This is a genomic window from Bacillus sp. 1780r2a1 (assembly GCA_024134725.1).
Classification (GTDB): domain Bacteria; phylum Bacillota; class Bacilli; order Bacillales; family Bacillaceae_H; genus Priestia; species Priestia aryabhattai_A.
On record CP099863.1, the window covers coordinates 194,151 to 210,000 of the forward strand.

The 15,850-nt window shown below is 37.7% G+C and carries 19 protein-coding genes and 7 tRNA genes; 24 read left to right on the top strand and 2 right to left on the bottom strand.

Annotated elements, in window-relative coordinates; all coding sequences use genetic code 11:
- Positions 1-96 precede the first annotated feature (96 nt).
- Entirely contained in the window at positions 97-1,605 is a 1,509-nt protein-coding gene (locus NIZ91_01105; protein ID USY55341.1) for a DEAD/DEAH box helicase, read from the top strand.
- Positions 1,606-1,680: 75 nt separating this feature from the next.
- On the top strand, positions 1,681-2,649 hold the full coding sequence (gene uvsE / locus NIZ91_01110; protein ID USY55342.1) for a UV DNA damage repair endonuclease UvsE: 969 nt from the start codon (positions 1,681-1,683) through the stop codon (positions 2,647-2,649).
- Positions 2,650-2,684: 35 nt separating this feature from the next.
- On the opposite strand, the gene NIZ91_01115 is transcribed toward uvsE, so the two are convergent.
- Positions 2,685-3,272 (bottom strand): rhomboid family intramembrane serine protease, encoded by a 588-nt coding sequence (locus tag NIZ91_01115; GenBank protein ID USY55343.1) that lies wholly within the window; start codon positions 3,270-3,272, stop codon positions 2,685-2,687.
- A 96-nt stretch (positions 3,273-3,368) separates the two neighbouring features.
- Between NIZ91_01115 and acpS the strand changes: the two genes are divergently transcribed.
- From acpS to NIZ91_01185, 14 genes are all read left to right on the top strand, one after another.
- Positions 3,369-3,737, top strand: coding sequence for a holo-ACP synthase (gene acpS / locus NIZ91_01120; protein USY55344.1), 369 nt, complete (start codon positions 3,369-3,371; stop codon positions 3,735-3,737).
- A gap of 113 nt (positions 3,738-3,850) precedes the next feature.
- Positions 3,851-4,867 (top strand): outer membrane lipoprotein carrier protein LolA, encoded by a 1,017-nt coding sequence (locus tag NIZ91_01125; GenBank protein USY55345.1) that lies wholly within the window; start codon positions 3,851-3,853, stop codon positions 4,865-4,867.
- Between the two features lie 188 nt (positions 4,868-5,055).
- Positions 5,056-6,228 (top strand): alanine racemase, encoded by a 1,173-nt coding sequence (gene alr / locus NIZ91_01130; GenBank protein USY55346.1) that lies wholly within the window; start codon positions 5,056-5,058, stop codon positions 6,226-6,228.
- A gap of 175 nt (positions 6,229-6,403) precedes the next feature.
- Positions 6,404-6,685 carry an antitoxin endoai gene (locus tag NIZ91_01135; GenBank protein USY55347.1) on the top strand — a complete coding sequence of 94 codons (282 nt, stop codon included), beginning with the start codon at positions 6,404-6,406 and terminating at the stop codon, positions 6,683-6,685.
- Between the two features lie 4 nt (positions 6,686-6,689).
- Positions 6,690-7,040: a type II toxin-antitoxin system PemK/MazF family toxin gene (locus NIZ91_01140; GenBank protein ID USY55348.1), complete on the top strand. Its 351-nt coding sequence runs from the start codon at positions 6,690-6,692 to the stop codon at positions 7,038-7,040.
- Positions 7,041-7,213: 173 nt separating this feature from the next.
- The gene (locus NIZ91_01145) at positions 7,214-8,050 is read left to right on the top strand and encodes an STAS domain-containing protein (GenBank protein ID USY55349.1); all 837 of its coding nucleotides are present in this window, start codon (positions 7,214-7,216) and stop codon (positions 8,048-8,050) included.
- Positions 8,047-8,409 carry an STAS domain-containing protein gene (locus NIZ91_01150; protein USY55350.1) on the top strand — a complete coding sequence of 121 codons (363 nt, stop codon included), beginning with the start codon at positions 8,047-8,049 and terminating at the stop codon, positions 8,407-8,409. Before NIZ91_01145 ends, NIZ91_01150 begins: the two co-directional genes overlap by 4 nt.
- Positions 8,410-8,412: 3 nt before the next feature.
- Positions 8,413-8,814 carry an anti-sigma regulatory factor gene (locus tag NIZ91_01155; GenBank protein USY55351.1) on the top strand — a complete coding sequence of 134 codons (402 nt, stop codon included), beginning with the start codon at positions 8,413-8,415 and terminating at the stop codon, positions 8,812-8,814.
- Positions 8,815-8,825: 11 nt separating this feature from the next.
- Positions 8,826-9,839, top strand: a complete 1,014-nt coding sequence (locus NIZ91_01160) for a PP2C family protein-serine/threonine phosphatase (GenBank protein ID USY55352.1) — start codon at positions 8,826-8,828, stop codon at positions 9,837-9,839.
- A 62-nt stretch (positions 9,840-9,901) separates the two neighbouring features.
- Positions 9,902-10,234, top strand: a complete 333-nt coding sequence (locus NIZ91_01165; GenBank protein ID USY55353.1) for an anti-sigma factor antagonist — start codon at positions 9,902-9,904, stop codon at positions 10,232-10,234.
- Positions 10,231-10,716, top strand: coding sequence for an anti-sigma B factor RsbW (gene rsbW / locus NIZ91_01170; protein USY55354.1), 486 nt, complete (start codon positions 10,231-10,233; stop codon positions 10,714-10,716). Before NIZ91_01165 ends, rsbW begins: the two co-directional genes overlap by 4 nt.
- Entirely contained in the window at positions 10,682-11,476 is a 795-nt protein-coding gene (gene sigB, locus NIZ91_01175; GenBank protein USY55355.1) for an RNA polymerase sigma factor SigB, read from the top strand. Before rsbW ends, sigB begins: the two co-directional genes overlap by 35 nt.
- A complete protein-coding gene (locus tag NIZ91_01180; protein ID USY55356.1) occupies positions 11,473-12,084 on the top strand; it encodes a SpoIIE family protein phosphatase in 612 nt (203 codons plus the stop codon). The genes sigB and NIZ91_01180 overlap by 4 nt, the downstream gene beginning before the upstream one ends.
- A gap of 109 nt (positions 12,085-12,193) precedes the next feature.
- Positions 12,194-14,350 (top strand): RNA-binding transcriptional accessory protein, encoded by a 2,157-nt coding sequence (locus NIZ91_01185; GenBank protein ID USY57059.1) that lies wholly within the window; start codon positions 12,194-12,196, stop codon positions 14,348-14,350.
- A 60-nt stretch (positions 14,351-14,410) separates the two neighbouring features.
- On the opposite strand, the gene cmpA is transcribed toward NIZ91_01185, so the two are convergent.
- On the bottom strand, positions 14,411-14,530 hold the full coding sequence (cmpA, locus tag NIZ91_01190; GenBank protein ID USY55357.1) for a cortex morphogenetic protein CmpA: 120 nt from the start codon (positions 14,528-14,530) through the stop codon (positions 14,411-14,413).
- A gap of 95 nt (positions 14,531-14,625) precedes the next feature.
- Between cmpA and NIZ91_01195 the strand changes: the two genes are divergently transcribed.
- The 8 genes from NIZ91_01195 (at position 14,626) to NIZ91_01230 (ending at position 15,842) form a co-directional block, all read left to right on the top strand.
- Positions 14,626-15,084 carry a SprT family protein gene (locus NIZ91_01195; protein USY55358.1) on the top strand — a complete coding sequence of 153 codons (459 nt, stop codon included), beginning with the start codon at positions 14,626-14,628 and terminating at the stop codon, positions 15,082-15,084.
- Positions 15,085-15,211: 127 nt separating this feature from the next.
- Positions 15,212-15,286 (top strand) — tRNA-Asn (locus NIZ91_01200).
- Between the two features lie 7 nt (positions 15,287-15,293).
- Positions 15,294-15,384 (top strand) — tRNA-Ser (locus NIZ91_01205).
- A gap of 9 nt (positions 15,385-15,393) precedes the next feature.
- Positions 15,394-15,465 (top strand) — tRNA-Glu (locus NIZ91_01210).
- 31 nt (positions 15,466-15,496) lie between these two features.
- Positions 15,497-15,569: transfer RNA gene (locus NIZ91_01215), tRNA-Val, on the top strand.
- Between the two features lie 29 nt (positions 15,570-15,598).
- Positions 15,599-15,674 (top strand) — tRNA-Asp (locus NIZ91_01220).
- 13 nt (positions 15,675-15,687) lie between these two features.
- A tRNA-Gln gene (locus tag NIZ91_01225) sits at positions 15,688-15,762 on the top strand.
- A gap of 4 nt (positions 15,763-15,766) precedes the next feature.
- Positions 15,767-15,842: transfer RNA gene (locus NIZ91_01230), tRNA-Lys, on the top strand.
- Positions 15,843-15,850 lie beyond the last annotated feature (8 nt).

Here is a 15,850-nt window from a genome sequence, read left to right on the forward strand (position 1 = left end):
TTCATTAAGTAATCGTTTAGAGCATTTTCCGGGTATCGGGGAATGCTTTTTTTTGTAAAATATAGATAGTCTAAATATAGAAGGAGTTTGAAAAATTTGGCATTATTTCAAGAGTTAGGTTTAAGTCAACAGCTAAACAATGCTGTTAGTAAAATGGGTTTTGAGGAAGCTACACCAATCCAATCTGAAACAATTCCTTTAGCGTTACAAGGCCATGATTTAATTGGACAAGCACAAACAGGAACTGGTAAAACAGCTGCATTCGGTATTCCTCTTATTGAAAAAGTAGATGCAAACGTTGATGCAATTCAAGGTTTAATTATTGCACCTACACGTGAACTTGCGGTACAGGTATCTGAAGAACTTTATAAAATTGGACAAACAAAACGCGTTCGCGTTTTACCAATCTACGGTGGTCAAGATATCAGCCGTCAAATTCGCGCTCTAAAGAAACGCCCTCACATTATCGTTGGAACACCAGGACGTATGTTAGATCATATTAACCGTCGTACACTTCGCTTACAAGATGTTCACACTGTTGTATTAGATGAAGCGGATGAAATGTTAAACATGGGATTCATTGAAGATATTGAAAAAATCTTATCTAATGTTCCTGAAAGTCATCAAACGCTATTATTCTCAGCAACAATGCCTGACCCAATCCGCCGCATTGCTGAAAAATTCATGAGCGAACCTAAAGTTGTAAAAGTAAAAGCAAAAGAAGTAACGGTTCCAAACATTCAACAGTACTACATTGAAGTACAAGAAAAACGTAAATTTGATGTATTAACACGTCTTTTAGATATGCAATCACCAGAATTAGCTATTATCTTTGGTCGTACAAAGCGTCGTGTGGATGAGTTGTCAGAAGCTCTAAACGTACGTGGTTATTCTGCTCAAGGAATCCATGGTGATTTAACACAAGCGAAACGTCTATCTGTTTTACGTCAATTTAAAGAAGGTTCTATTGACGTGTTAGTTGCTACAGATGTAGCTGCTCGTGGATTAGATATCTCAGGCGTAACTCACGTTTATAACTTTGATATTCCACAAGATCCAGAAAGCTATGTTCACCGTATTGGACGTACAGGTCGTGCGGGCAAAATGGGTGCAGCGATGACGTTTGTAACACCAAGAGAATCTGGTCAGTTACACAACATTGAGCGTACAACTAAGCGTAAAATGGATCGTATGACGCCTCCAACATTGGATGAGGCATTAGAAGGTCAACAGCGTATTGCTGCAGATAAGTTAGTTGAAACAGTAAAAACAGGCAACTTATCTTACTATAAGCAATTAGCTGAAGAGCTGTTAGAAGAAAATGAATCTGTAGCATTAGTAGCAGCAGCACTTAAGTTGGCGACAAAAGAGCCAAACGATGTGCCTGTAAACTTAACAGCTGAGCCACCTGTTGTTGGAAAAGGTGATAAGAAAAGACGCGGTGGTAATAACGGCAGTGGTCGTTCACGCTCTAATTCTAAAAACTATTCACAACAAAACCGTCGTGGAAACTCTAAGCGATTTGGAGATAAGCGCCGTAGCAATAACAGCGGTGGTCAAGGAAATCGTCAAAATAACCGCAAAGATTCACGTACAAAAGCATAAAATAAAAGCGAGCCAATTGGCTCGCTTATTTTTTTTGCCGTTAGGAAATACTAAAAGGAAAGTGAGGTGTTTTCAATGTCCACGTTAGTGCGTTTAGGGTATGTAGCAATGAGTGTGCAATTACAGAATGCATCGCCTTCTCAGACGATGACATTTGCACAGTTTGGGCGAATTCGAGACCGAGTAGCTGCCATTTCCAAACTAGAGCGTATTGCTATTTCAAACTTAGAAAATTGTTTGAGGTTATTAAAGCATAATGCTTGGAGTGAAGTGGAATTTTTTCGACTTAGTTCAAAGCTTATTCCCCTTGCTAACCATCCCGAACTTAGTGATTGGAACTACATAAACGCTTTAAAACCTGTCATGTTCAAGATTCGTCAGTTTCTAGAAGAAAATCCAATGCGCGTTGATTTTCATCCCGATCATTTTGTTGTGCTAAACTCTACAGATAAAGATATTTTCAAGCACTCTCTTGAAACGCTTCAAATGCATAAAAAGTTATTAAAAGGAATGGGGATACTACCCAAAAACCGTTGTGTTTTACATGTTGGCGGGGCTTATAATGACAAAGAAAAAGCGCTTGAACAGTTTATTCATAACTGGGGGTTAGTACCTCATTCTATTCAAGAAATGATTATGCTTGAAAATGATGATACAACATTCTCTGTTCAGGATGCGTTATATCTTTGTGAAAAACTAAACATTCCTTTAATATTTGATTTGCATCATCATCAAGCAAATCATGAAAACCCCGATTGGAAAGAATATTGGCCTAGGATTGTTGCTACGTGGGAACAGGAAAAGCTCCCATTGAAAATGCACATTTCAAGTCCCAAAAGCTCAAAAGAATTTCGTGCCCATGCGGATTACATTGATGCAGAAGAGTTTTATTCATTCCTACAATCAATTTCTGGGACAATACCACAGATTGACTGTATGATTGAAGCAAAACAAAAGGATGCAGCACTTTTTAAACTAATGAATGATTTAAAAATGTATAAAGGAATCAAAATAGTAAATGGATCCACGTTTATTGTAAAATAACAAGAGAACAGTTCTTTGAACGAACTGTTCTCTTGTTATTTACGAGCAAACAAAATGGTTAATAGATAGCCGCTTATAAATCCACCTATATGAGCAACGTTATTTACTCCACTATTTAAAAATCCAGATAGTAATCCTATAATCAGGAGCACAATAACAATTTGTTGATCGCTTTTTGTAAAATAGATCGTTTTGTTTCGAATGAAATAAATGTAGGCACCGAAAATGCCAAAGATTGCACCTGATGCGCCTACATGACTATAATAAGCAGGCTGAATGATAAAGGTAAGTACATTTGCTAATATGCCACATGCCATATAAAAGCCTAGAAATTTATAGCGTGAAAGCTCCCTTTCTAGACGTGGTGCAAATAAAAATAGTGAAAATGAGTTAAACAGCAAATGACCAAAGCTATTGTGTAGGAACATGGATGTTGCCAAGCGCCAATATTCTCCTTGGCTAATGGCACCGTTATAACCAATAAAGTTATAAAATAAGGATTGGATAGATTGGACAGGAATCAAAAATAAAATCCATAAAATTATATGAATACAAAGTAGTAGAAATGTAATTGGGTAGTAGGTTCTGAATTCACGAAAGCTTTCAGTTCGCACAAAGATCATAAACACTTCCTTTCGTAGGGAACTTAGTATAAGTGTTCTAGGTGCATTTCTTTATTTTATGCAGTGTACAAAAAGATAGAAGGATGTGAAGAACAATTGATTAAAGGAATCGGACTAGATATTACAGAGCTAGATCGAATTGAAAAGCTTGTAAAAAGACAGCCTTCATTTGTTACTCGTATTTTAACAAAAAATGAAAAGGTGAGCTACGATAAACTCCAAGGGAAAAGACAGATTGAGTTTCTAGCAGGACGTTTTTCAGCGAAAGAGGCCTATTCTAAAGCATTGGGAACAGGAATAGGAAAAGAGTTAAGCTTTCAAGATATTGAAGTTTTAAATGAACACAGTGGAAAACCAGTGCTTTATGTGCTAAACAGAAACGATAACAAGGACATTCATGTCTCTATTTCACACAGTCAACATTATGTTGTAACACAGGTAATTATTGAAAGCTCGTCAAGCTAGTCTGCATATTCATATTCCCAACTTCATATATTCATATTGCGGACAAGGGAGACAGGAAATATCTTGTTTCTCTCTACATGTAGGTATGACATGATATAAAAGGAGTTGGGGAGATGCATAAAAAGTTTATTGGGTTATTCGCATGCGCTTTTTTACTATTACTATTGGCTGCTTGTGGAGAAAAAAGCCAGCAAGATGTAACGGATGCATTAGATGCTAAGATTGAAGATATGAAAGGGTATAAAGCTGAAGCAGAAATGAAGCTAAATACAGGAAAGGATGCGCAGGTATATGACGTTGAGATTTGGCACAGTAAGCCAACGTATTATCGTGTGAATTTAAAAAATACGAAGAAAGACCAAAGTCAAATGATTTTGCGCAACGATGAAGGTGTCTTTGTCTTAACACCAGCTTTGAACAAAAGCTTCCGTTTCCAAAGCGACTGGCCACAGAACAGTAGCCAAGCTTACTTGTACGAGTCGTTAGTACAAGACATTGTGCAGGATGAGGGTGCTGAATTTAAATCAAACGACAAACATTATGTATTTAAGACAAAGACAAATTATCAAAATAGCACGATGTTACCGAAGCAAGAAATTACGCTGAATAAAAAGGATTTAACACCTGTATCTGTAAAAATTATGGATACAGATAATAAGGTATTAATTGAAGTGGATTTTTCAAAAGTACAATTTGATTCAAAGTTTGATAAAGGTGCATTTGATACAAAGCGTAACATGACCGGGGCAAAAATTGATGTTCCGACAATGGCTACAGAAAAATCTGATGAGTTTGGTGTGCTTTATCCAGAAATTCTACCAAAGGGAGTTAAATTAGCAGAAGAGAAAAAAGTTGAAGGTGAAAATGGTGAGCGAGTTGTCTTAAAATATGAAGGCAAAAAGTCGTTTACGCTTGTGCAAGAGAAAGCAAAAGTAGCGGAAACAGCGGTATCTACAGCTACTTTAACAGCGGGGGAACCATTTGATTTAGGATTTACAGTTGGAGCGCTAACAGATAAGACACTTTCTTGGTCTTATGATGGAATTGACTTTATGATTGGTTCGGAAAACTTAACGCCTGAAGAAATGAGTAAAGTAGCAAACTCAGTTCAAACTCAGCTTGGTAAATAACTGCTTTTAATACAGGCTCGCGAATAGCGAGTCTTTTTGTTTTCTTCTTTGAATACGGTTTCATTTGTGAGAAAATTCAAATCTGTTTAGGCTGATTTTTAGTTCCTGCTAATGAACTTTAATTTTGGATGTATTATACTAGCAAAGTAGCATATGTTTATAATGGTTCTGAAAAAGGAAGTGTCACAATGGTTAAAGCATTTTACCGAGAAACATGGGCAGAAATTAATGCGGATGCAATCTTGTATAATGTTCAAGAAATTAAAAAGTTATTAAAGCCAGGTCAAAAGCTTATGGCTGTAGTGAAAGCAAATGCATATGGACATGGAGATGTAGAAGTAGCAGATTTAGCACTACAAGCAGGTGCTAACATGTTGGCAGTTGCATTTTTGGATGAAGCAATCTCACTTCGTCAGAAAGGGATTAAAGCCCCCATTTTAGTACTAGGAGCTGTGCCACCTCTCTACGTTAAAGAGGCAATTAAATGGAATGTTATAATAACAGCTTATAGTAAGCAATGGATAGAAGAAGTAATGGCAGACCAAGCTAATAATGGAAAGTTAACTATTCATTTGAAAATAGATACTGGAATGGGAAGGCTAGGCTTACGAAGTGATGATGAGATTAAGGAAGTAGCAACACTTTTGAAGTCACAATCCTTTATGGAGGTAGAGGGGGTATTTACTCACTTTGCAACGGCAGATGAACTAAATTCAACGTACTTTCAAAATCAATATAACCGATTTCAAAACGTAGTTCAGCTCATTCAATCTCTAGGAATTAATCCTCCTTTAATTCACTGTGCAAACAGTGCGGCTATTTTTCAGCAGCCAGAAAATTTGTTTACGGCTGCTAGACTAGGCATTTCAATGTATGGATTAAGGCCTTCACCAGAGATGAAGGAAATCATTTCATTTCCTTTAAAAGAGGCTTTTTCATTGCATAGTACACTTGTACATGTTAAAAAAGTAGAGCCGGGTAGTGGAATCAGCTATGGTATTACGTATGAATCGGAGAAAGAAGAATGGATTGGAACGATTCCAATCGGTTATGCGGACGGATGGATTCGAAAGCTTCATAACTTCAATATTCTCGTTGAAGGAAAAAAAGTTCCTGTGGTGGGGCGTATTTGTATGGATCAACTAATGGTACGTCTTCCAGAGCGTTATCCAGTAGGCACAAAAGTGACGCTTATTGGTAAGCAGGGTGACGAAAAAATATCGATTGATCAAGTAGCACAGCACTTAGAAACAATTAACTATGAAATTCCTTGTATGATTTCAGCTCGCGTACCAAGGGTAATTGTGAAGAATCAAGAACAAGTGAATATTACGAACTACTTGTTGAACAAGCACGATTGACGTAGAATTTAATAAATATTCAGCTTAAAAATTAAATTTATGCATAAAACAATACGTCGATTGACAATAATAGTGTAGAAATTGACAGAATTAACTTTCCATTAATACGTATGAGTGTTATGATAAGGAAAGATGAGACTATTGGTGTGTGTATTGATGTTGGAGGTGTATGTTTGTGTCTGAAGCGAGCGCAACTACAGAAATCCTGGTAAGATTGCCGAAAAATTTAGTATCGGAACTTGATCTTATGGTGAAACAAGAAAATGGTAACAGAAGCGAATTTATTTACCAAGCAACGAAATTATACCTTCGTGAGCGAAAAAAACGCCATATTCGCGAGTCTATGCGTCGCGGATATATGGAGATGGCAAAGATAAATTTAAACATTGCTTCTGAAGCTTTCTTAGCTGAGTCTGAAGCAAACCACACAGTGGATCGTTTAGTCAGCGGGGGGTAATGTCTTGGTAGTCAAACGCGGCGACGTTTATTTTGCTGACCTATCTCCTGTTGTTGGCTCAGAACAAGGAGGCGTTCGCCCTGTACTTGTCATCCAAAATGATATTGGAAATCGATTTAGTCCGACTGTCATTGTTGCTGCAATTACTGCTCAAATTCAAAAGGCAAAGTTGCCTACGCATGTAGAAATTAATGCGAAAAAATATGGGTTTGAGCGCGATTCAGTTATTTTGCTAGAGCAAATTCGAACAATTGACAAACAGCGACTAACTGATAAGATTACCCATTTAGATGATGAAATGATGGACAGAGTGGATGATGCCTTGCAAATCAGTGTAGGACTTATCGACTTTTAGAATTATACTTCCATTTATACTAAGTTGCTCCTTTAAGGGCAACTTTTTTAATTTGACGAAGAATAACTAGTAAACGTATATTGAAAGAAGAAATTTATTTAATAGGTTTATTAAATAGGATAAAAAATGGCGAAATAGCATAAAGAAATGTGATTTCTTACAAGGAGGAGCCCATGAATCAAAAAGAGTTATTTGATTATATTCAACAATCTAAAGCGGATATATTTGAACGTTGGCTTGTTACAATGAATGATATTGAAACAGGTCGAATTAAAAGCGTTGTATCGGAACAAGTCTATGTAAACGTTAGTTCAGATTTTGTGAATGTAGTTTTATCAAATGCATTTCGTTCTTTAAAAGAGTTTTCAAATGAACTCGAAGATATCGTAGAGAAAGTGGTCAAGCTAGGATGGCCGCTTGGATACCTAACCCAGGGCTTGCGCGAATTAGGACATGTTGTTGTAGAAGGATATTTGAATGAAGGAAACCCAAACAAAGAAGCACACTCAGAGCTTTTTTATCATTTTGATAAATGGCTTAGTCCAGTTTATAACAAGGTAGTAGAGCAGTATTCAAGTTCATGGGAAAATACGGTGATGCTACAAAAAGTAGCTTTACAAGAATTGTCAGCACCGTTAATTCCGGTATTTGATAAAATAACAGTTATGCCACTTGTGGGAACAATTGATACAGAGCGTGCAAGAAAAATTATGGAAAACCTTCTGCAAGGCGTTGTTAAGCATCGCTCAGAAGTGGTTTTAATTGATATTACAGGAGTGCCGGTAGTTGATACAATGGTAGCTCACCATATTATACAAGCAGCTGAGGCTGTACGATTAGTAGGAGCAAAATGCTTATTAGTAGGGATTCGTCCTGAAATTGCACAAACCATTGTTAATTTAGGAATTAATTTAAATGAGCTAATTACGAAGAACTCATTAAAGAAAGGAATCGAATTTGCGTTAGAAATGACTAACCGTCAAATTGTCGATATGGAGTCGGGGGAATGAACGTGAGAATACCGATCTTAAAATTATATGACTACTTACTAGTCTCGATTCAATGGGAGCTTGATGATCAAACAGCTATTCAATTTCAAGAAGACTTACTAAGCAAAATACACCAAACTGGAGCAAAAGGCGTAGTAATCGATTTAACATCCATTGATATGATTGACTCATTTATTGCTAAAGTGTTAGGTGATGTAGTTAGCATGTCTAGTTTAATGGGAGCGCGTGTTGTGTTAACAGGAATTCAACCTGCTGTTGCTATTACCTTAGTGGAGCTAGGTATTGGGTTAAATGATGTTTTCACTGCGCTTGACTTGGAAAAAGGTCTTGAGAAACTCCAATCGGAACTGGGGGAATAATAGATGGAATTCCAATCCAGTGTAAAAATTGTAACGGAGTGGGATATTGTAGCTGCGCGCCAACTAGGTAGGAATGTTTCCAAAGATTTAGGGTTTGGAACCGTAGACCAAGCGCGTATTACAACAGCCATCTCTGAGTTAGCACGTAACATTTATTTGTACGCAGGGAAAGGGCAGATTCATATTGAAAAGCTGGACCGTTCAACTACACGAGGGCTTTTAATCATTGCTAAAGATGAAGGACCAGGTATTCCTGATATCCGCAAAGTGATGGAAGATGGGTATTCAACATCTGGGGGACTAGGTGCAGGTTTACCCGGAGTAAAGCGACTCATGGACGAATTTTCAATTGACTCAAATGTGGGAGACGGTACTGAAATCAAAGCAATTAAGTGGCTCCGCTAGGAGGAGAATAAATGTCTTTTGATAAAGAAATGAAGCAGCTATATAGAGATATTTTGGGGAACTATATTCAAACACAAGATGAGCAAGTTTTATACCAAGGACAAAAGTTAAGTCGCAAATCTTTAGAAAATGAAATATCGCCAGAAGACATCGTTAGTATTCATAAAGAGGTAATCGAGGAAATTTATTCTGATATTCCAGAGAAAGTATTGCATTCATTAGATTTTTTATTAGAAGTTATGATTAGCTATGGACTAGCCTTACGTGAACATCAAACGTTAAAAAGTAAGCAGAGGGAACTTCGGTCAGAGATTGAAGTAGCTGCAAACGTTCAGCAAAATTTATTGGGAACAAACATTCCCGACCATGTGGATACTTTAGAGATTGGCGCAGTGAGCGTACCAGCTAAGCAGATGAATGGCGATTATTTTCATTTTGTGGATGAAGATAAAGGCGGTGTTAGCATTGCCGTTGCAGACGTAATCGGTAAAGGAATACCAGCAGCAATGTGTATGTCGATGATTAAGTATGCGATGGATAGCTTACCGGATTCTCGGAAAAATCCAGGCTATGTGCTTGAAAATTTGAATAATATTGTAGAGCGTAATGTCGACCCGAGCATGTTTATTACGATGTTTTATGGGACGTACCACCCTACAACCAACTTGTTCACCTACGCATCAGCAGGTCATGAACCAGGGTTCTACTATGAAGCTTCAACTGATACATTTCATGATTTAGAAGCAAGAGGTCTAGTTTTAGGTGTAGATCGCCACGTGAAGTACGCACAGTATGAAAAAGAGCTTCACGAAGGTGATATGATTATCTTATTAACGGATGGTGTAACAGAATGTCGAACTGAAGAAGGATTTTTGGAAAGGTTGGACATCATAAAACTAATTCGTAAATACATGCATTTGACACCTCAAGAAATTGTTGAGGCGGTTTTTAAAGAATTAGAAAAGTTACAAGAGTTTCAGCTTAGAGATGATTTTACCCTAATTATTTTAAAAAAAGCGGTTTAATTCAAAAGAATAAAGGGTAAAGAATGTATAGTTTATGAAATCTGAGGGGGTTTATAGATACGATGAATTTAAAGATTGATGTTCAAGATGCTAGTCAGGAGTATCGTATTACATTGGCTGGCGAAATTGATGCATATACAGCTCCAAATTTAAAAGAGAAATTTATGGAAATAGCGGAACAAGACGGTGTTAAAATTACAATTGATTTAACAGACGTTTCATATATGGACAGTACAGGTCTTGGCGTTTTTATTGCGCTGTTAAAAGCGAGTAAAAAGCATAACGGTTCATTGAGGTTTGTTGGCGTGTCTGAGCGATTAAAGAGACTATTTGATATTACAGGATTGACGGATATTTTAAACGTGAATTCACAGGTAGAAGGTGGCGTCAAATGAAGCAACCGTATGATTTTGTTGAGATGAAGATTCCAGCCAAGCCAGATTATGTCGCAATCATTCGTCTAACTTTGTCAGGAGTAGCAAACCGTATGGGCTTCTCTTATGACGATATTGAAGATATGAAGATTGCTATAAGCGAAGCGTGTACGAATGCCGTTCAGCATGCTTATAAAGAAAATGAAAACGGTGAAGTTAAAGTAGGTTTTGGCCTTTTTTCTGACCGCTTAGAAATTATGGTGGTTGATAAAGGTGAAAGCTTTGATTTTGAAGAGTTAAAAGAAAAAATCGGTCCTTACGAGACAGCAGAAGAAGTTGAGATGCTGCCAGAAGGTGGATTAGGTTTATATTTAATTGAAACGCTCATGGATGAAGTGAAAATGATGAATTCTAAAGGTGTTACCCTCATGATGACAAAGTATTTGCAAAGAGAGCAGGTGGAGAGTGATGAAAACACAGTCTCAACCTATGAAATTAACTAAAGAGCAGGTTCAGGAACGAATTGAGCGTTTCCAAAAATTCCAAGATGAAGAAGCACAAAGTGAACTCGTTATTCATTATAAAAATCTTGTTGAATCAATTGCACGTCGTTATTCAAAAGGTCGCAGCTTACATGAGGATATTGTCCAAGTTGGAATGCTCGGTCTTTTAGGTGCAATTCGCAGATATGATCCTTCGTTTGGAAGAAGCTTTGAGTCGTTTGCTGTTCCGACAATCATTGGTGAGATAAAACGATTCTTACGTGACAAAACGTGGAGCGTACATGTTCCTCGTCGAATTAAAGAGCTAGGTCCTAAAATTAAAGCAGCTGTTGAAGAGTTGACAACTCAGTTACAGCGCTCTCCTCAAGTGCAAGAGATTGCTGATTATATCGGAGTCACGGAAGAAGAAGTTTTAGAGACGATGGAAATGGGGCAAAGCTACCAAGCGCTCTCTGTTGACCACTCCATTGAAGCGGATTCTGATGGCAGTACCGTAACTATTCTAGATTTAGTTGGGGAAAAAGAAGCAGGCTATGAAAAAACCGACCAAAGGTTGGTCTTGGAGAAGATTTTACATGTTTTAAGCGAGCGAGAAAGAGAAGTCATTCGTTATACATTTATTGAGAACTTAAGTCAAAAAGAAGCTGGAGAGAAATTAGGTATTTCTCAAATGCATGTCTCTCGTCTTCAAAGAAGAGCTCTTGATAAGCTTCGAAATGCTGCCCGAACCGATCTTAGCGAAGCGGAGTATAAAAAGTGACGAATCGTATATCTGCCAATCAATCTTTTATAAAAACAGCCACTTATCAAACACCCAAAGATGGAAATGCCTGTTGTGGTGATGGCTTTTATATCAAAGAAACTAGCGATTATTTCTTATGCGCTATTGCAGATGGGTTAGGAAGCGGTGAACATGCGAAAATAGCGTCCGATGCTGTCATTGAAACTGCAAAGCAAAATTATAATCTTGAGCTCGATGATTTAATGATCCTGTGTAATGATGTGACTAAAGGAACAAGAGGCGCCGCTGTTGCTCTATTGAAATTTGATAAGCGCAGTCGGCAGTTTTCATACACAAACGTAGGCAATATTCGATTTTATCTATATGCCCCAGACGGAAAGCTTACGTATCCTTTACCTGTAAAAGGATTTCTATCAGGTCGAAAACAAAAAATCCAAGTTCAGACTTTTTCATATGAACCTAGCTCACAATTTTTAATTCATACAGATGGATTAGATTTAAAAGAAGTTAGAGCTTTCTTTGGTTCTCGAATGAACATTGAACAACTATCTGCTCAGCTCAAAGCAAAATTATCCTCTCATAAAGACGATGTAACGTTCATATTGGGAGAGCTACCGACAAGCTAATGATGTAAAAATTTAACTCACATGTGCTAATACATGTGAGTTTTGTTACAATTAAAAGAAAACATTGCTAGGAGAGATTGAGTTGACGGCCATAGCAAAAGTGAAAACAATTGATGTAATGAAGCATGTAAGTAATCAAATAAACCTGTCCTTAAAACAAGTAAAGAATGTAATCGACTTAATTGAAGAGGGAAATACAGTTCCATTTATTGCTCGGTATCGCAAGGAGCAAACAGGCTCTCTTGATGAAGTGCAAATTCGAACAATTTTAGATGAGTGGACCTACTTAACAAACTTAAATAACCGAAAAGAAGAGGTTATTCGTTTAATTGAAGAACAAGGGAAATTAACCGATGAGCTTGCTACAAGAATTGTGAAAGCAACAAAGTTACAGCAAGTGGAAGATCTATATAGACCTTACAAACAAAAGCGAAGAACGAAAGCAACTGTTGCAAAAGAAAAAGGATTAGAACCATTTGCTCAATGGATTTTAACATTTCCTTTAGAAACAGTTAAGGAGAAAGCAAAGCTATACGTATCTAAGGAAAAAGGCGTCGATAACGTCGAAGATGCTATTCAAGGTGCTCTAGATATCATCGCAGAGATTATATCCGATGAACCTTCCTATCGTCAGTGGATTCGAGACTATACCTTTAAACATGGCGTGATTGAAACTGAAGCTAAAGCCCATGAAAAAGATGAAAAAAACGTCTATGAAATGTATTACGATTATAAGGAATCTGTAACCAAGATTGTTCCTCATCGCGTGTTAGCCATGAATAGAGGAGAAAAAGATGGGGTATTAAAAGTATCTATTAATGTATCTCCAGAAGGTATTCTTAGATATATCCAAACAGGGTTTATTAAAAATACGAAGTCACCTGTTGTCTTATTAGTAGAAGAAGCTATTGCGGATGCGTATAAGCGCCTAATTGCTCCTGCTATTGAACGAGAAATTCGAAAAGACCTAACAGAGAGAGCTGAAGCACAAGCTATACATATCTTTTCTGAAAATTTGAGAAAGCTACTTCTTCAACCTCCTCTAAAAGGAAAGGTTGTCTTAGCTGTAGATCCTGCATATCGAACTGGATGTAAGTTGGCAGCTATTGATGAAACAGGAAAAGTGCTCAAAATTGATGTTGTTTACCCGCATCCTCCCGTTAACAAAAAAGAAGAAAGTGTAAAGCGAATCATTGAAATTATTGAAAAGTTTTCAATTGAAATGGTAGCAATCGGAAACGGTACAGCTTCTAGAGAAACAGAGCAGTTCATCGCAGAGATTCTACAGCAGCAGCCTAGAAATATCTTTTATTTAATTGTGAATGAAGCGGGCGCTAGCGTTTACTCTGCCTCAGACATTGCTAGAGATGAATTTCCGAACTTTCAGGTAGAAGAAAGAAGCGCAGTCTCAATTGGGCGAAGGTTACAAGACCCGCTTGCTGAGCTTGTTAAAATAGATCCGAAATCCGTTGGCGTTGGACAATATCAGCATGATGTTTCCCAAAAACAGCTAAATGATTCATTAACGTTCGTTGTGGAGACAGTAGTAAATCAAGTAGGAGTCAATGTAAATACAGCTTCTTCTTCTTTGCTTCAATATGTGTCAGGTTTGAATAAGACGGTTGCTCAAAACATCATTCGCTATCGAGAAGAGAACGGAAAGCTTAAAAGTCGAAAAGAGTTAAAGAAGATTCCGAGATTAGGGGCTAAAACATATGAACAATGTATTGGCTTCTTGCGAATTATTGATGGTCAAGAGCCGTTAGATCAAACAAGTATTCACCCTGAGAGTTATGGCTACGTTAACGAATTGTTAGGTAAATTGAATTTGACTTATGATGCTCTTGGAACAGATGAATTAAAACAAGCATTAAATAGCTTATCTGTCTCAGATCTTTCAAAAGAGCTAGGAGTTGGAGAGTTTACTTTAAAAGATATTATTCAAGCTTTGGTACAGCCGGGTAGAGACCCCAGAGACGATTTGCCAAAACCACTCCTAAAGAAAGATATTTTACAGCTTGAAGATTTATCAAAAGGTCTTCAACTTGAAGGAACAGTGCGTAACGTAGTAGATTTTGGCGCGTTTATAGATATCGGTGTAAAGCAGGACGGTCTTGTTCATATTTCAAAATTAACAACTAAGTATGTAAAGCATCCGTTAGACGTAATTTCTGTCGGAGATGTAGTAACTGTTTGGGTAGAAGATGTAGATGTGGCTAAAGGAAGAGTTTCATTGACAATGATTTCTCCAAAAGCTACTTCGTAAATCCATCAGAAAAATCGCTCTGGCATTAAAGTCAGGGCGATTTCTCTATTGTTGTAGAAGTTAGTCCATTGAAGAGTGGTTTTTACGGTAAAAAAACCAGCATTGGTTTAATAATCGAATTTGTGCACAATCTTTCTGTAAGTAAGCACGCTGCATTTGTCTTTGTAACCACATCGGCATCACAGCATTCGCTCCTTTTATATAAGTGTATAAAAATAATGTAATATTAAATGTATGCAAGGCATGCTAGTCAGGTGATACCAAGGGGGAAGAAAATGGAGAACAATGAATTGCAGCAATTAGTAGAAGAAATATCAATGAAGTTTTTCCAAAAACCTTTTTTCCATAAAGCTTATTTTAATAAACGTTTAAGAGCAACGGGTGGGAGGTATCTGGTTCATAACTCTAATATTGAAATCAACTATGGTCACTATGAAGAACATGGTGAAGAAGAAGTTGTTAATATTATTAAACATGAGCTATGTCATTACCATTTGCATTTAGAAGGTAAAGGATATCGACATCGGGATCGAGATTTCCGGAAATTAATGAAAGAAGTAAACGCTCCAAGATTTTGCCAACCGCTTGCGAAAAACATAGAAAAGAAGCAAAATAGTCCAATACATCTTTATCAGTGCACTGGTTGCAAGATTAAATATACGAGAAAGCGAAAGATTCAGCTACAAAAATATCGCTGCGGTTATTGTAATGGAATGTTAAAAAAAATAGAGTAAGTCCTTGACTATGGAAAATTCATATGATAAATTTATAAAGCACTCAAAAGTGCTTAAATATTTCTTCGAAAACATATTGACAAAACCGTCAAAATATAGTAAATTTTAATGAGTCTGATAACATTATTCCACAGTAGCTCAGTGGTAGAGCAATCGGCTGTTAACCGATCGGTCGTAGGTTCGAGTCCTACCTGTGGAGCCATGAAAATGGGGAAGTACTCAAGAGGCTGAAGAGGCGCCCCTGCTAAGGGTGTAGGTCGCGTAAGCGGCGCGAGGGTTCAAATCCCTCCTTCTCCGCCATTTTATAATGGCCCGTTGGTCAAGTGGTTAAGACACCGCCCTTTCACGGCGGTAACACGGGTTCGAATCCCGTACGGGTCATACTTGTTTGAAGAATTCATGATTTAATTCCGGAGGATTAGCTCAGCTGGGAGAGCACCTGCCTTACAAGCAGGGGGTCGGCGGTTCGATCCCGTCATCCTCCATATTTTAGTTGTATATCATCTATATGGATGGTCCCGTGGTGTAGCGGTTAACATGCCTGCCTGTCACGCAGGAGATCGCGGGTTCGATTCCCGTCGGGACCGCCATTTCTTTCTTGATTGGGCTATAGCCAAGCGGTAAGGCAACGGACTTTGACTCCGTCATGCGTTGGTTCGAATCCAGCTAGCCCAGCCATCAAGAGCCATTAGCTCAGTTGGTAGAGCATCTGACTTTTAATCAGAGGGTCGAAGGTTCGAGTCCTTCATGGCTCACCATTTTAAAT

Bases quoted from the DNA above. Each gene is read 5' to 3' on its own strand.
- NIZ91_01165 (USY55353.1), top strand. From the start codon at position 9,902: ATGAATTTAAAGATTGATGTTCAAGATGCTAGTCAGGAGTATCGTATT.
- NIZ91_01115 (USY55343.1), bottom strand. From the start codon at position 3,272: ATGATCTTTGTGCGAACTGAAAGCTTTCGTGAATTCAGAACCTACTAC.
- sigB (USY55355.1), top strand. From the start codon at position 10,682: ATGAAAACACAGTCTCAACCTATGAAATTAACTAAAGAGCAGGTTCAG.
- cmpA (USY55357.1), bottom strand. From the start codon at position 14,530: ATGCCGATGTGGTTACAAAGACAAATGCAGCGTGCTTACTTACAGAAA.
- rsbW (USY55354.1), top strand. From the start codon at position 10,231: ATGAAGCAACCGTATGATTTTGTTGAGATGAAGATTCCAGCCAAGCCA.
- NIZ91_01145 (USY55349.1), top strand. From the start codon at position 7,214: ATGAATCAAAAAGAGTTATTTGATTATATTCAACAATCTAAAGCGGAT.
- NIZ91_01150 (USY55350.1), top strand. From the start codon at position 8,047: ATGAACGTGAGAATACCGATCTTAAAATTATATGACTACTTACTAGTC.
- NIZ91_01195 (USY55358.1), top strand. From the start codon at position 14,626: ATGGAGAACAATGAATTGCAGCAATTAGTAGAAGAAATATCAATGAAG.
- NIZ91_01155 (USY55351.1), top strand. From the start codon at position 8,413: ATGGAATTCCAATCCAGTGTAAAAATTGTAACGGAGTGGGATATTGTA.
- NIZ91_01160 (USY55352.1), top strand. From the start codon at position 8,826: ATGTCTTTTGATAAAGAAATGAAGCAGCTATATAGAGATATTTTGGGG.
- NIZ91_01125 (USY55345.1), top strand. From the start codon at position 3,851: ATGCATAAAAAGTTTATTGGGTTATTCGCATGCGCTTTTTTACTATTA.
- alr (USY55346.1), top strand. From the start codon at position 5,056: ATGGTTAAAGCATTTTACCGAGAAACATGGGCAGAAATTAATGCGGAT.
- uvsE (USY55342.1), top strand. From the start codon at position 1,681: ATGTCCACGTTAGTGCGTTTAGGGTATGTAGCAATGAGTGTGCAATTA.